The sequence below is a fragment of the Streptomyces sp. NPDC033178 genome, from assembly GCF_055577685.1.
On the sequence record NZ_JBVIPT010000005.1, the window covers coordinates 39497 to 52944 of the forward strand.

14 protein-coding genes and 1 riboswitch are annotated in these 13448 nt (G+C 70.2%); of the genes, 6 read left to right on the forward strand and 8 right to left on the reverse strand.

The window, feature by feature from the left end; genetic code table 11:
• The first annotated feature begins 62 nt into the window (after positions 1-62).
• Both ACZ5VQ_RS13765 and ACZ5VQ_RS13770 read left to right on the forward strand, forming a co-directional pair.
• The gene (locus tag ACZ5VQ_RS13765; protein ID WP_362087614.1) at positions 63-740 is read left to right on the forward strand and encodes a response regulator transcription factor; all 678 of its coding nucleotides are present in this window, start codon (positions 63-65) and stop codon (positions 738-740) included.
• A 144-nt stretch (positions 741-884) separates the two neighbouring features.
• The gene (locus ACZ5VQ_RS13770) at positions 885-1913 is read left to right on the forward strand and encodes a 6-phosphofructokinase (protein ID WP_200398799.1); all 1029 of its coding nucleotides are present in this window, start codon (positions 885-887) and stop codon (positions 1911-1913) included.
• Positions 1914-2184: 271 nt separating this feature from the next.
• Here ACZ5VQ_RS13770 and ACZ5VQ_RS13775 read toward each other — a convergent pair whose 3' ends face one another.
• Both ACZ5VQ_RS13775 and ACZ5VQ_RS13780 read right to left on the reverse strand, forming a co-directional pair.
• Complete coding sequence (locus tag ACZ5VQ_RS13775; RefSeq protein WP_469105059.1) at positions 2185-4080, reverse strand: anthranilate synthase family protein; 1896 nt, start codon at positions 4078-4080, stop codon at positions 2185-2187.
• Between the two features lie 117 nt (positions 4081-4197).
• Positions 4198-4254 (reverse strand): trp operon leader peptide, encoded by a 57-nt coding sequence (locus tag ACZ5VQ_RS13780; RefSeq protein WP_076973970.1) that lies wholly within the window; start codon positions 4252-4254, stop codon positions 4198-4200.
• A 151-nt stretch (positions 4255-4405) separates the two neighbouring features.
• Between ACZ5VQ_RS13780 and ACZ5VQ_RS13785 the strand changes: the two genes are divergently transcribed.
• A complete protein-coding gene (locus ACZ5VQ_RS13785) occupies positions 4406-5758 on the forward strand; it encodes a class II 3-deoxy-7-phosphoheptulonate synthase (protein WP_200398802.1) in 1353 nt (450 codons plus the stop codon).
• 131 nt (positions 5759-5889) lie between these two features.
• On the forward strand, positions 5890-6165 hold the full coding sequence (locus ACZ5VQ_RS13790; RefSeq protein WP_469105060.1) for a (2Fe-2S)-binding protein: 276 nt from the start codon (positions 5890-5892) through the stop codon (positions 6163-6165).
• A gap of 20 nt (positions 6166-6185) precedes the next feature.
• Here the strand turns inward: ACZ5VQ_RS13790 and bfr are convergent, their stop codons facing one another.
• Entirely contained in the window at positions 6186-6665 is a 480-nt protein-coding gene (gene bfr / locus ACZ5VQ_RS13795) for a bacterioferritin (protein WP_143637901.1), read from the reverse strand.
• A gap of 185 nt (positions 6666-6850) precedes the next feature.
• Between bfr and ACZ5VQ_RS13800 the strand changes: the two genes are divergently transcribed.
• The gene (locus ACZ5VQ_RS13800; RefSeq protein WP_469105061.1) at positions 6851-7483 is read left to right on the forward strand and encodes a sulfite oxidase-like oxidoreductase; all 633 of its coding nucleotides are present in this window, start codon (positions 6851-6853) and stop codon (positions 7481-7483) included.
• A 77-nt stretch (positions 7484-7560) separates the two neighbouring features.
• Here the strand turns inward: ACZ5VQ_RS13800 and ACZ5VQ_RS13805 are convergent, their stop codons facing one another.
• The 5 genes from ACZ5VQ_RS13805 to thiO form a co-directional block, all read right to left on the reverse strand.
• Complete coding sequence (locus tag ACZ5VQ_RS13805; protein WP_362087601.1) at positions 7561-8430, reverse strand: deoxyribonuclease IV; 870 nt, start codon at positions 8428-8430, stop codon at positions 7561-7563.
• A 173-nt stretch (positions 8431-8603) separates the two neighbouring features.
• Positions 8604-10538 carry a Stk1 family PASTA domain-containing Ser/Thr kinase gene (gene pknB / locus ACZ5VQ_RS13810; protein WP_469105062.1) on the reverse strand — a complete coding sequence of 645 codons (1935 nt, stop codon included), beginning with the start codon at positions 10536-10538 and terminating at the stop codon, positions 8604-8606.
• A gap of 142 nt (positions 10539-10680) precedes the next feature.
• Positions 10681-11475 (reverse strand): thiazole synthase, encoded by a 795-nt coding sequence (locus ACZ5VQ_RS13815; RefSeq protein ID WP_189840284.1) that lies wholly within the window; start codon positions 11473-11475, stop codon positions 10681-10683.
• Positions 11476-11478: 3 nt separating this feature from the next.
• Positions 11479-11679: a sulfur carrier protein ThiS gene (gene thiS / locus ACZ5VQ_RS13820; RefSeq protein WP_055612073.1), complete on the reverse strand. Its 201-nt coding sequence runs from the start codon at positions 11677-11679 to the stop codon at positions 11479-11481.
• Between the two features lie 2 nt (positions 11680-11681).
• The gene (thiO, locus tag ACZ5VQ_RS13825) at positions 11682-12905 is read right to left on the reverse strand and encodes a glycine oxidase ThiO (protein WP_469105063.1); all 1224 of its coding nucleotides are present in this window, start codon (positions 12903-12905) and stop codon (positions 11682-11684) included.
• Positions 12903-13016, reverse strand: a riboswitch (TPP riboswitch). (Overlaps the previous gene by 3 nt.)
• 52 nt (positions 13017-13068) lie before the next feature.
• Between thiO and ACZ5VQ_RS13830 the strand changes: the two genes are divergently transcribed.
• Positions 13069-13413 (forward strand): avidin-fold protein, encoded by a 345-nt coding sequence (locus ACZ5VQ_RS13830; protein ID WP_362087589.1) that lies wholly within the window; start codon positions 13069-13071, stop codon positions 13411-13413.
• Positions 13414-13448 lie beyond the last annotated feature (35 nt).

Sequence of the window (13448 nt, forward strand, 5' to 3'; positions counted from 1 at the left end):
GAGCCGATGAGGACGACCACGAGGAAGACCACGGAGGCCATGGCGACGAAGGCAGGGCGGCGATGAGTGACGGACAGGGCCCGATCAGGGTCATGGTGGTGGACGACCACCCCATGTGGCGCGACGCGGTCGCGCGCGACCTGGCCGAGTCGGGGTTCGACGTGGTCGCCACGGCGGGCGACGGGGAGCAGGCGGTGCGCCGTGCGCAGGCCGCCGCCCCCGACGTCCTCGTCCTCGACCTGAACCTGCCGGCCAAGCCCGGGGTGCAGGTCTGCAAGGAACTGGTCGGGGCCAATCCCGCCCTGCGCGTCCTGGTCCTCTCCGCGAGCGGCGAGCACGCGGACGTCCTGGAGGCGGTCAAGTCGGGGGCCACCGGCTATCTGCTCAAGTCGGCGTCCACGGACGAGCTGATCGACGCGGTGCGCCGCACGGCCGTCGGCGACCCCGTCTTCACGCCCGGGCTCGCGGGCCTGGTCCTCGGCGAGTACCGCAGGCTCGCCTCCGACCCCGGGCCCGCCACGGGCGGCGACGAGCCCAAGGCGCCGCAGCTCACCGACCGTGAGACCGAGGTGCTCCGGCTGGTCGCCAAGGGCCTGAGCTACAAGCAGATCGCCGAGCGCCTCGTGATCTCCCACCGCACGGTCCAGAACCACGTGCAGAACACTCTGGGCAAGCTCCAGCTCCACAACCGTGTGGAGCTGGTGCGCTATGCCATAGAGCGGGGCCTCGACGACGCGTAAACCGTCCGCGTCCCACCAAAGAGTGAAGACGCATGATCAACCCCCGCACAATTCACCGGAATTGACCTTCCGCCCTCTGCTGAAGTGACCTGGATCACTATTAGCGTGAGTCCCATCAGCCAACCGCGGCGAAGGGACTTTTCCATGCGGGTCGGAGTACTGACCGGAGGCGGCGACTGCCCCGGGCTCAACGCCGTCATCCGGGGCATCGTCCGCAAGGGCGTTCAGGAGTACGGCTACGACTTCACCGGCTTCCGGGACGGCTGGCGGGGGCCCCTGGAGGGCGACGCCGTCCGGCTCGACATTCCCGCCGTGCGCGGCATCCTGCCCCGTGGCGGCACCATCATCGGCTCCTCGCGCACCAACCCCCTCAAGGTCGAGAACGGCATCCGCCGGATCAAGGAGAACCTCGCCAAGCTGGAGGTCGACGCGCTCATCGCGATCGGCGGCGAGGACACGCTGGGCGTCGCCGCCCGGCTGACGGACGAGTACGGCGTCCCGGTGGTCGGCGTCCCGAAGACCATCGACAACGACCTCTCCGCCACCGACTACACCTTCGGCTTCGACACCGCCGTCGGTATCGCGACCGAGGCGATCGACCGGCTGCACACCACCGCCGAGTCGCACATGCGGGTGCTCGTCTGCGAGGTGATGGGGCGGCACGCGGGCTGGATCGCGCTCCACTCGGGGCTCGCGGGCGGTGCGAACGTCATCCTCATCCCCGAGCAGCGGTTCGACGTCGACCAGGTCTGTGCGTGGGTGACCTCGCGCTTCAAGGCCTCGTACGCGCCGATCGTGGTCGTCGCGGAGGGGGCGATGCCGAAGGACGGAGACATGGTCCTCAAGGACGGGTCGCTGGACTCCTTCGGTCACGTCCGCCTCTCCGGAGTGGGCGAGTGGCTGTCCAAGGAGATCGAGCGCCGCACGGGCAAGGAGGCCCGCACGACGGTCCTCGGCCACGTCCAGCGCGGAGGCACTCCCAGCGCCTTCGACCGCTGGCTGGCCACGCGCTTCGGCCTGCACGCCATCGACGCCGTCCGTGACGGCGACTTCGGCAAGATGGTCGCCCTCCAGGGCACCGACATCGTCCGCGTCCCCATCGCCGAGGCCACGGCCCGCCTGAAGACGGTCGACCCCCGCCTCTACGAGGAGGTAGGAGTCTTCTTCGGCTGACCCGGAGCTTCCTCGCCCCCGCCGCCCCTACCCGTCCCGTCCCCTGGGGGCTGCCGCCCCCAGACCCCCGCTGATCGGCCTGAACGGCCTCGTCCTCAAACGCCGGACGGGCTGAGATTTTAGCCCCTCCGGCGTTTGAGGAGCGGGGGTTCGGGGGCTGGCCCCCGAGGAAGTGACGGGAATGGGTAGGGGCGGCGGGGGCGAAAAAAAGCCCCGCCACGCGGACCACCCCCGGCCTTCATATATGCGCCGGTAGCCGAAAACCTCCGGACTACATCGCGGGCCGCCGCTCCGAGAACGTGCTGGTGCCCGCCCCGGCACCGACCTGAGCCACCAGTTCCCGTACGACGTCCGTGCCGCGCAGCGTCAGCACCGACTCAGGGTGGAACTGGACCCCGGCGAAACCGGGCCCGCGCAGCGCGTGCACCTCGCCCGCCCCGCTGCGGCTGACCTCGACCCCGTGGGCCGCCAGCTCCACCGCCTCCTCGTCGTCGCACCGCGCCACGAAGCTGTTGTAGAAACCGACGGTCTCGGCCCGCCCGAAGAGGTCGATGTCCGTCTGGGCGCCCTGGTAGGGGACCTCCTTGCGGACGGTCTCCAGGCCCAGCTCCGCCGCGATCAGCTCATGCCCGAGGCAGACCCCCAGCACGCCGTGCCGGTGGCTCCGGATCACCTCCGCGGTCAGGCCGCGCAGGAAGGCCATCTTCGGGTCCGTCATGTCCGAGGGGTCGCCCGGGCCGGGCCCCAGCACCAGCGGACCCTCGTGCGCGAGCACCGCCTCCCGCAGTCCCGGCTCGTCGTACCGCCGGACGGTCACCTCAAGCCCCGACGAGCGCAGCAGATGCGCGAGCATCGCCGTGAAGGTGTCCTCCCCGTCCACGACCAGCGCATGGCCCTCCAGCTCGGCCGACCGCTCCTGCATCCGCAGCCAGAACGGCGCAAGCGCCGCCCGTCGCCCGTCCAGCGCCGCCCGCACCCGCGGGTCGTCCGCGAGACTCGCCCGTACGTCCGTGTCCCGCGGCCGGCCGGGGCGTACCCCCAGCGCAGCCAGCACCCCGGCAGCCTTCGCATGCGTCTCGGCGACCTCGCTCGCCGGGTCCGACCCCCGTACGAGCGTCGCGCCGACCGGGACCCGCAGCCGGCCGCCCCCGTCGATGTCGGCGGTCCGGATGAGGATGGGGGAGTCGAGGGTCTGGGCCCCGCCGGAATCGCGCCCGATCAGTGCCAGGGCCCCCGCGTAGTACCCACGCCCACCCACCTCGTGCCGCTCGATGACCCGGCAGGCGTTCTGCACCGGCGACCCGGTGACCGTCGCCGCGAACATGGTCTCCTTGAGCACCTCCCGCACATCCAGCGACGACTTGCCCCGCAACTCGTACTCGGTGTGCGCGAGATGGGCCATCTCCTTCAGCCGCGGTCCGATCACGACACCGCCCATGTCGCCGACCGTGCACATCATCTTGAGCTCCTCGTCGACGACCATCGAGAGCTCCTCGATCTCCTTGCCGTCGGCCAGGAACTCCAGCAGGTCCTCGGGCGTCGGCCCCTCGGCGGGATAGCGGTACGTTCCGCTGATCGGGTTCATCACGACCGTCCCGCCGGACATCCGGACGTGCACCTCCGGGCTCGCCCCGACCAGAGTCCGCTCTCCCGTGTGCACGACGAACGTCCAGTACGCGCCCCGCTCGCCGACCAGCAGCCGCCGGAAGAGAGCCAGCGCGTCGGCCCGTCCGAACCCCGGGATCCCGCCCTCGTACGTCCGCCGGATGACGAAGTTCGCGCCCTCGCCCCGCCCGATCTCCTCACGCAGCACCCGCCCGACGATCTCCGCGTACTCCTCGTCCGCGACGTCGAAGCCACCGCCCTCGACCCGCACGTCGTGCGCGGGCAGCTCCGACAGGGCCTGCTCCAGGGGGAGTTCGTACGACTCCTCGGGGGTGAGCACGGCGAGCGGGGTGCCGTCGTCGCGGACGTCGAAGCCGCGCTCCCGGATCTGGCGGTACGGGATCAGGGCGAGCCCCTCGGGGATGTCGGCCAGCCGCTCGTACTCGGTGACCGGGCCGAGCAGCAGCTCGACGGTGTCACCCTTTTCGACGGCATGGCCCGGCGTGCGGCGGCGCAGCAGGGCGAACGGGCGGGGATCGTCCAGCAGGTCGAGCAGATTCATGGGTCCGGGTTCCTTCTCGGCGTCTCGTGGGAGAGGAGTGGAGAGGGACGGTCCCGGTCGCGAAAACACCGAAGGCCGCCCCTCGGGCGGCCTTCGCGAAGTCTTGCGTACGCGCAGTCAGTGGGCCGCCGGATGAGCGGTCCACCACCAGTTCTGGATCGAGTGCGCGAACATGCGCCACAGCCTAGCCCATGCGACACCCCGTGTGACGACGTATATATGGGCGCGTGCCGGCGCACATATCAGGGCTTTCGATCGAGCGCGCCCCGTCTCAATTGATGAGCACGGGGATGGACGCCCGACACGACCCCGTAATGTTGAGGTCGTGACCGTGAACGCTAAGTCCAGCGCAAGCGCTGGCAACACCTGGCGAGACCTGCCCGCGGCGCAGCAGCCCGAGTACCCCGATGCCGAGGCTCTGCGCGATGTGATCGCGGACCTCGAGTCGTATCCGCCGCTCGTCTTCGCCGGCGAGTGCGACCAGCTGCGTGCCCGGCTGGGAGCCGTCGCCAAGGGCGAGGCGTTCCTGCTTCAGGGCGGCGACTGCGCCGAGGCCTTCGACGCCGTGTCCGCCGACCACATCCGCAACAAGCTCAAGACCCTGCTCCAGATGGGCGCCGTCCTCACGTATGCGGCGTCCGTGCCGGTCGTGAAGGTCGGCCGCATCGCCGGCCAGTACTCCAAGCCGCGTTCCAAGGGCACCGAGACCCGTGACGGCGTGACCCTGCCGACCTACCGCGGCGACTCGGTCAACGGCTTCGAGTTCAACGAGAAGGCCCGCATCCCGGACCCCGAGCGCCTGAAGCGGATGTACAACGCCTCCGCCTCCACGCTCAACCTGGTGCGCGCCTTCACCACCGGCGGGTACGCCGACCTGCGCCAGGTGCACGCCTGGAACCAGGACTTCGTGAAGACCTCGCCGTCGGGCCAGCGCTACGAGCAGCTGGCGCGCGAGATCGACCAGGCGCTGAACTTCATGCACGCCTGCGGGGCCGACCCGGAGGAGTTCAAGACCGTCGAGTTCTACGCCTCCCACGAGGCGCTGCTCCTCGACTACGAATCGGCGCTGACCAGGGTCGACTCCCGTACGGGCCACCTGTACGACGTCTCCGGGCACATGGTGTGGATCGGTGAGCGCACCCGTCAGCTGGACGGCGCGCACATCGAGTTCGCCTCGAAGATCCGCAACCCGATCGGCATCAAGCTGGGCCCGACGACGACGGCCGAGGACGCGCTGCAGTACATCGAGCGCCTCGACCCGGACCGTGAGCCGGGCCGGCTGACCTTCATCGTCCGCATGGGCGCCGACAAGGTCCGCGACAAGCTGCCCGAGCTGGTCGAGAAGGTCACCGCCTCGGGCGCGACCGTCGCCTGGATCACCGACCCGATGCACGGCAACACGTACGAGGCGGCCTCCGGCCACAAGACCCGCCGCTTCGACGACGTGCTCGACGAGGTCAAGGGCTTCTTCGAGGTCCACAAGGGCCTGGGCACCCACCCGGGCGGCATCCACGTCGAGCTCACCGGTGACGACGTCACCGAGTGCGTGGGCGGCGGCGACGAGATCTTCGTCGACGACCTGCACCAGCGCTACGAGACGGCCTGCGACCCGCGCCTGAACCGCAGCCAGTCCCTTGACCTGGCGTTCCTGGTGGCGGAGATGTACCGGGACCAGTAGTGGGTCAGCAGCCGTTTCGGTTGTTACAGGAGCATGCATTGGGGCGCGGATCACATACGATCCGCGCCCCATCGCACTTTTGCGGCTCAGGCCCGGCGGGTAAGGTTAGGTTAGCCTCACCGATTATCGGGATGGCACGACGACCCAACGAATCCCGTCGGGAGGTGATCCGCGTGTACGTCTGCAACTGCTTCGGAGTGACCGAGGCGCAGGTGAAGAAGCACGCGGACGAGGGTGCCTGCACCCCCCGGCAGATAGCGTCGGCCTGCAAGGCGGGCACCGACTGCGGCTCGTGCGTACGACGCATTCAGGCACTGCTGGGCAGGGGTGAGTGCCCCCGGCGTGAGCTGGCCGACCAGGGCATGCCCGTGCTCTCCGAAGTGGAGGAGCTGGAAGAGGCGGCCTAGCCGTTCCGGCTGCTCGCCGCTCAGCTGTCCGGCTGCTCGATGAGCTGCGCGATGTAGAGCGCCTCGCCGAGCTTCTCCACCAGCTCCAGCTGGGTGTCCAGATAGTCGATGTGGTGCTCCTCGTCCTCGAGGATCGACTCGAAGATGTTCGCGGACGTGATGTCGCCCTTGGTCCGCATCACCTCGATACCGCGCTTGAGTCGGTCGATCGCCTCGACCTCGACCTGCCGGTCCGCCTGGAACATCTCCGTGACCGTCTGCCCGACGCGGACGTGGAACAGCCGCTGGTAGTTCGGCAGGCCGTCCAGGAAGAGGATGCGGTCGGTCAGGATCTCCGCGTGCTTCATCTCGTCGATGGACTCGTGCCGCGTGTACTTCGCGAGCTTCGTCCAACCGAAGTTCTCCTGCATCTTCGCGTGCAGGAAGTACTGGTTGATCGCGGTGAGTTCGGCGGTCAGCTGCTCGTTGAGGAATTCGATGACCTCGGGATCGCCCTGCATCGCAGAGGCTCCTTCCAAGCGGGGGGAACTGGCAGGTTGCGCCGCATGATTGCACCGGCGTAGAAGATCGTCCAGTAAGTGCATGCTTAGTAAGTAAGTACTTGCTTAGTCCTGGTTGTACCGAGTTGTCAGAGTCGGTACGTACCTGGTCATGCCCATCGTCCGGGGTCTGTCAGGATGGAGTCATGGGTCAGCCGGTGGGTCGTGAATCTGGAGAAGCAGCGCAGTCGGAGCTTCCGCCGGGGCAGCGACTTCAGCGGGGCTGGCCGGTCACGCACTACGGGCCCGTACCGAAGTTCCGTCCCGAGCGCTGGGAGTTCAGGGTCTTCGGCGCCACCGCGGACAGCGAGAAGCACTGCTGGACCCACGAGGAGTTCACCGCCCTGCCGTACGCCACGGTCGTGGCCGATCTGCACTGCGTCACCAAGTTCAGCATGATCGGTGCGGAGTGGGGCGGCATCCCGGCCCGTACGATCCTGGAGATCGCCCCGCCCGCGTCCACCGTCACCCATGTGATGGTCTGGGCGGAGTACGGCTTCAGCTCGAATCTGCGCCTCGACGACTTCGCGTCCGACCGCTCGATCTTCGCCACCCACAAGGACGGTGAACTGCTCACCGCGGAACACGGCTTCCCGCTGCGCCTCGTGGTGCCGCAGCTGTACGCGTGGAAGGGCCCCAAGTGGGTCCGCGGCGTCGAGTACATGACCGCCGACCGCCGCGGCTTCTGGGAGGAGCGCGGCTACCACAACGTCGGCGATCCCTGGCGCGAGCAGCGCTACTCGTACCAGGAGGAGCCCGGGGACGGGCCCGAGCTCTGAGCCCCGCGCTTTCCTGAGCTTCCCGAGCCGAGCCTCCTGAGTCGAGGCCTCCTGAGCTGAGCTTCTGGAGGCTTCGCTCAGCCGTCGCGGAGCTTCTTCAGCCGCTCCACGTCCGCCGCGTGCCCCTCCTTGCCGCCGGGCGTCTCGATGATCAGCGGTACGCCCTCGGTGGCGGGGTGGGTCATCAGCGCACGGAACGGGTCCTCGCCGATGTGCCCCGCACCGATGTTCTCGTGGCGGTCCTTGTGGGCACCGGCCACGTCCTTGGAGTCGTTGGCGTGGATCAGCTTCAGCCGGCCCTCGCCGACCGTGTCCACCAGCAGGTCGAGCGTCTGGTGCATCCCGCTGGGCCCGGTGAGGTCGTGGCCCGCCGCGAAGATGTGGCAGGTGTCCAGGCAGACACCCAGCTTCGGATGGGCGTCGAGCGCCTCGAAGTACGGCCCGAAGTCCCAGGTCCGTGAGCAGAGCGAGGCGCCCTGTCCGGCGGTCGACTCCAGCAGCAGGAACGGGTCGTCGTCGTGGGTCAGCTCGTCGAGCAGCGGCAGCAGGTGCTCGCGGACCTGCCTCAGCGCGACCGACCGCTCCCGGCCGCCGGTCGCCGACCCCGTGTGCACGACGACGCCCAGCGCCCCGATCGCCCGCCCGCGCCGCAGCGAGTGCCGCAGCGACTCCACCGACTTCTCCACGGTCGCCTCGGTGTGCGAGCCGAAGTTGATCAGATAGGGCGCGTGGACGTACGCGGGGATCGACTCGGCGGCGCAGGCCGCGCGGAACTCGTCGTCCTGGAGCGGGTTTCCGGGCGGAGTCGCCCAGCCGCGCGGGTTGGCGACGAAGACCTGGACGGTCTCGGCGGCCAGCCCGCGCGCGTACGAGAGGCCGACGGAGGCAAGGCCTCCGGCGACGGGGACATGGCCGCCGACGGGGTTGCGGGACTGCTGAGTGCTCACCCCTTCAGGGTGTCACGCGGTCCCGGTCGACCCGTCGGCGGCCATGTCCCTGCGGGTGCCCGGGTGCCCGGCATGCCTGTCTGCGTACCTGCGTACCTGCGTACCTGCGTACCTGCGTACCTGCGTACCTGCGCGCCCGTGTGCTGTTGTGCCCGTCTGCGTCTGCGTCCGGGTCAGCGGATCTCGATCGTGATCGTCGACCCCTCGGGGGCCGTGTCGCCGCCGTCCACCGACTGGCTCTTGACCGTGTCGCCGAAGAGGCCGAGCAGACCGCGGTCCTCCTCGACCTTGAAACCGGCCGCTTCCAGCTCCTGCTTCGCGTCGTCGACGCTGTCGCCCACGACGTCCGGGACCTCGATCATCTCCGGGCCCTTGGACACCGTAAGCGTGACGGTGTCGCCGCCGGCCGCCTTGGTGCCGGGGTCCGGTGACTGCTTGGCGACCTGGCCGGCCTCGTACTCGGACGTGACCTGCTCGGAGGCGACCTCGACGGTCAGGCCCGCGTCCTCCAGGTCCTGCCTGGCGTCCTCCAGGTCGTCACCCACGACGTCGGGCACGTCCACCGGGCTGCCCTTGCTGACGGTGAGCGCGATCGCCGAACCGCCGCGGCGCTCGGTGCCCGCCCCCGGTTCCGTACGGATCACGAAGCCCACCGGTACGTCGTCGCTGAAGCCCTTGGTGACCATGCCCGCCACCAGGCCCTCGCTCTTCAGGCGCTGCCTGGCCTTGTCCAGCGAGTAGCCCTCCAGGTCCGGCACGCGCACGATCTCCGGGCCCTTGGAGACCGTCAGCGTCACGGAGTCGTTGTCCCGGATCCGGGCGCCCGGCTTCGGGTCGCTGCTGATGACCCGGCCGGGCTTGACGGTGTCGCTGAAGCTGCGCTTGACGTCCTTCACGTCGAGACCGGCGTCCGTGAGCTGCTTCCTGGCCTGCGCCTCGGTCTTCGAGAGCACCGCCGGGACGTTGGTGAACTGGCCGGAGTTGATGTACCAGACGCCCGCGCCCAGGCCGAGGGCCAGCAGCACCGCGGCGACGATCGCGATCAGACCGCGGCGGGGCGCCGCCATCCGGCCGCCACGTCCGCGGCGCGGCGGTTCGGGCGGCGGGGACGGCAGGTAGCTCGTGCGGTGCAGCTCGGCGTCGTCGTCGTTCACCGGGAGCGGCCGCTGCACCGACAGCGACAGCGGGATCACGCTCGTACGGTCGTCCGCGTTCTGGTGGTCCGTGGCGACCGCCTGCGGCGGGACGGCGTCCAGCTGGTCGGCGCTCAGCGCGTTCCGGGCGTCCAGGACCTGCGAGAGCAGCGCCACGGCGTCGTACGGACGGAGGTCGGGGTTGCGTGCGGTGGCCGTCGTGACGAGCTCGTCGAGCTCGTAGGCCAGGCCCGGCACGGACGCCGACGGCTGGGGCACGTCCTCGTGGAGGTGCTTGTAGAGCACGGTGGCGGGTGAGTCCCCGTAGTGCGGGCGGTCGCCGGTCAGCATCTCGAAGAGGAGGATGCCGCAGGCATACACGTCGACCCGGGGATCGGTCGTGCCGTTCTCTATCTGCTCCGGCGCGAGATACGACACCGTGCCGAGTACGGCCCCCGTCGTGCTGGTGACCGTGTCCACGGCCCGTACGAGACCGAAGTCCGCCACCTTCACCCGGCCGTCGTCCCCTATCAGGACGTTCTCCGGCTTCATGTCGCGGTGCACGAACCCGGCGCGGTGCGCGGCGCCGAGCGCGGCGAGGACCGGCTCCAGGACGTCGAGCGCGGCCCGGGGCTGCAGAGCCCCGCGCTCGCGCAGCACGTCGCGCAGGGTGCATCCGGCCACGTACTCCATCGCCAGGTAGACGAAACTGCCGTCCGTCCCCTGGTCGAAGACCTGCACCACGTTCGGGTGGGCGAGCCTGGCCACGGACTTGGCCTCGCGGATGAAGCGGTCGACGAACGTGGCGTCGGCCGCCAGCGTCGGGTGCATCACCTTGAGCGCGAGCACCCGGTCCAGGCGGGTGTCCACGGCCCGGTAGACCGTGGCCATCCCGCCGACCGCGATGCGCGCGTCGACGCGGTAGCGGCCGTCGAGCACGTGCCCGACGAGCGGGTCCTGAAGCGTCGTATCCACGCAGGTGAGTGTACGAGCCGCCACTGTCAACGCCGCCCGGACGGGCGATTCCGGGGCGGTACTGCAGCCGAGCTGTGACGGACGTCGCACGGTGACCGATACCTTGCGGCGCCTGGATTCAGACAGGTGTTCAGGCCAAAGCTCAGAAAGCGGGCCTTTCCGGGTCCAACCGGGCGACACCCTCCACGGGAGACGACGCCTCGGCGAAGTGACGGCGGGGGATGCGCCCCGCGCGGTACGCGAGCCGGCCCGCCTCGACCGCGTGCCGCATACCCTCGGCCATCAGCACCGGCTCCTGCGCCCGGGTCACCGCCGAGGCGAGCATCACACCCGCGCACCCCAGCTCCATGGCGAGCGCCGCGTCCGACGCCGTACCGGCACCGGCGTCCAGGATCACCGGCACGCGCGCGTGCTCCACGATCAGCTGGAAGTTGTGCGGGTTGCGGATGCCGAGCCCGGATCCGATCGGCGACCCGAGCGGCATGACCGCGGCGCACCCCACGTCCTCCAGCTTGCGGGCGAGCACCGGGTCGTCGTTCGTGTACGGGAGGACTGTGAAGCCGTCGTCGACCAGGGTCTCGGCGGCGTCGAGCAGTTCGATCGGGTCGGGCAGCAGCGTGCGTTCGTCGGCGATGACCTCCAGCTTCACGAGGTCCGTGCCGAGCGCCTCACGCGCGAGCCGGGCCGTCAGCACGGCCTCCCCGGCGGTGAAGCAGCCCGCCGTGTTGGGCAGCACGCGTATGCCCAGCCGTTCGAGCACGGACAGGACCGAGCCGTGGGCCTTGGGGTTCACGCGCCGCATCGCGACCGTCGTCAGCTCGGTGCCGGACGCGACGAGCGAGCGCTCCAGGACGTCGAGGCTGGGCGCGCCACCGGTGCCCATGATCAGACGGGACGTGAAGGACGTACCGCCGAGGACGAAGGGATCGTCGGCCATGGGTCAGCCTCCTTGGACGGCGGTGAGGACTTCGACGCGGTCTCCCTCGGAGAGGAGGGTCTTCGACCACTGCGCGCGCGGGACGACGGTTTCGTTGAGTGCGGCTGCGACACCGGAGGGAGCCGCGGTGAGCGCGGCGACGAGGGTGTCGAGGGCGGTGTCCGGGGCCAGCTGCCGCCGCTCCCCGTTGACGAAGATGCTCATGCTCATGCGTGCTGCTCCGAGAGTGCGGCGGCGCCGAACCGCCTGGGTGTGAACGGGCGGGCCACGTCCGGGAGTTCACCGGTGGTCAGGGCGTGCGCCATGGCGTCCCCGGTGACGGGCGTGAGGAGTACGCCGTTGCGGTAGTGGCCGGTCGCCAGCAGCAGCCCGGGGAGTCCGGTCGGGCCGAGCAGGGGCGCGTTGTCGGGGGAGCCCGGGCGCAGTCCGGCCCGCGTCTCGGTGAGCGGCAGCTCGGTGATGCCGGGGACGAGCTCGTGGGCGTCCCGCAGCAGCTCGTACACCCCGCCGGCGGTCACCGTGGTGTCCCAGCCCAGCTCCTCGCTGGTCGCGCCGACGACCAGTTCGCCGCTCTCCCGCGGCACCAGGTAGATGTGGCTGCCGCGCACGACCGCCCGCACGCTACGGCTCAGGAAGGGCGCGAGCCGCTTCGGGACGGTCAGCCGCAGCACCTGTCCCTTCACGGGACGCACGGGCGGCAGCACGTCGTCGGGGACGCCCGTCAGACGCCCGCTGAGGCTGCCCCCGGCGAGTACGACCTGGCCCGCCGAAAGCCCGGTGCCGTCCGGTGTCACGACTCCGACGGCCCGGTCCCGTACGACGGTCAGGCGGTCCGCCCACGTCCGGTGGAAGGTCACTCCGGCCCGCTCGCAGGCCGTGACCAGGGCGGCGGAGAGTCGTCGCGGATCGACCTGGTGGTCGCTGTCGACCCGCAGTCCGCCGCGCACGCCCGGCGCGAGCATCGGCTCCAGCCGTCGGCACTCACGGCCGCTGAGCCACTCCGACTCCAGGCCGGACCGGAGTTGCAGGGCGTGCACTTCGCGCAGATGGGCGCGGTCGTCGGCGTCGAGCGCGACGGCCAGCGCGCCGCACTGCCGGTATCCGATGTCCTGGCCGGCGGCCTCGGTCAGCTCGGCCGCGAAGTCCGGATAGCGGCGCGCCGAGGCCAGGTTGAGGCCGAGCAGGGTCTGCTCGCCGTAGTGGAGTTCGGTGACGGCGGCCAGCATCCCGGCCGCCACCTGCGCGGCGCCGCCGCCGGGTTCCGGGTCCACGAGCGCGGTCGTGAACCCGCGCTGCGCGGCCCGCCAGGCCGTGACCAGGCCGATGATCCCGCCCCCGACGACCAGGACGTCTGACGTGCGCCGTGCATCGGTTGTGTCGGCTGCATCGGTTGTGTCGGGTGTGACGGATGTCTCCGGTGTACGCGACATGGGCGTCCAGCCCCTCCCTTCGCCGGCATGACCCGGATCAGGTTCGTACGGTCGGAGGCCGTTCCAGCCTCCCTCTCAGCCCGGTGCGCCCGGACTCCCGCGAGTGCTTTACGTTGGCCACCCTAGCCCTTCGCCCCAACAGCCTGTAAGGGAGCCTTCACGCATGGCCCGCTCGCTCGACGGTCTCCTCCTCTCTCCGGTCGCCGACCAGGCGCCGGGCCAGGTGGGCACCCGCACCCGGTTCGCCTATCACGAGAAGGACGGCGAGATCTGGGCCGAGTACGCGGGCGGCGACGTCGTACGCGGCCATCTCGTGGGTACGCGCGAGGGCGACCGGCTCGACTTCCGGTACGTGCAGCTGAAGGTGGACGCCAGCACCTCGTCCGGGCACTGCGTCTCCCTGGTCGTCGAACTGCCCGACGGGCGGGTGCGCCTGGAGGAGACCTGGGAGTGGGAGTCCCAGGAGGGCAGCGGGACGAGTGTGGTCGAAGAGGTCAACGAAGGCTGACGCTGTGCAACAGGTCACGGATCGCGCCCCCTGAC

Bases quoted from the DNA above. Each gene is read 5' to 3' on its own strand.
- ACZ5VQ_RS13765 (WP_362087614.1), top strand. From the start codon at position 63: ATGAGTGACGGACAGGGCCCGATCAGGGTCATGGTGGTGGACGACCAC.
- ACZ5VQ_RS13770 (WP_200398799.1), top strand. From the start codon at position 885: ATGCGGGTCGGAGTACTGACCGGAGGCGGCGACTGCCCCGGGCTCAAC.
- ACZ5VQ_RS13775 (WP_469105059.1), bottom strand. From the start codon at position 4,080: ATGAATCTGCTCGACCTGCTGGACGATCCCCGCCCGTTCGCCCTGCTG.
- ACZ5VQ_RS13790 (WP_469105060.1), top strand. From the start codon at position 5,890: ATGGCACGACGACCCAACGAATCCCGTCGGGAGGTGATCCGCGTGTAC.
- bfr (WP_143637901.1), bottom strand. From the start codon at position 6,665: ATGCAGGGCGATCCCGAGGTCATCGAATTCCTCAACGAGCAGCTGACC.
- ACZ5VQ_RS13800 (WP_469105061.1), top strand. From the start codon at position 6,851: ATGGGTCAGCCGGTGGGTCGTGAATCTGGAGAAGCAGCGCAGTCGGAG.
- ACZ5VQ_RS13815 (WP_189840284.1), bottom strand. From the start codon at position 11,475: ATGGCCGACGATCCCTTCGTCCTCGGCGGTACGTCCTTCACGTCCCGT.
- thiS (WP_055612073.1), bottom strand. From the start codon at position 11,679: ATGAGCATCTTCGTCAACGGGGAGCGGCGGCAGCTGGCCCCGGACACC.
- thiO (WP_469105063.1), bottom strand. From the start codon at position 12,905: ATGTCGCGTACACCGGAGACATCCGTCACACCCGACACAACCGATGCA.
- ACZ5VQ_RS13830 (WP_362087589.1), top strand. From the start codon at position 13,069: ATGGCCCGCTCGCTCGACGGTCTCCTCCTCTCTCCGGTCGCCGACCAG.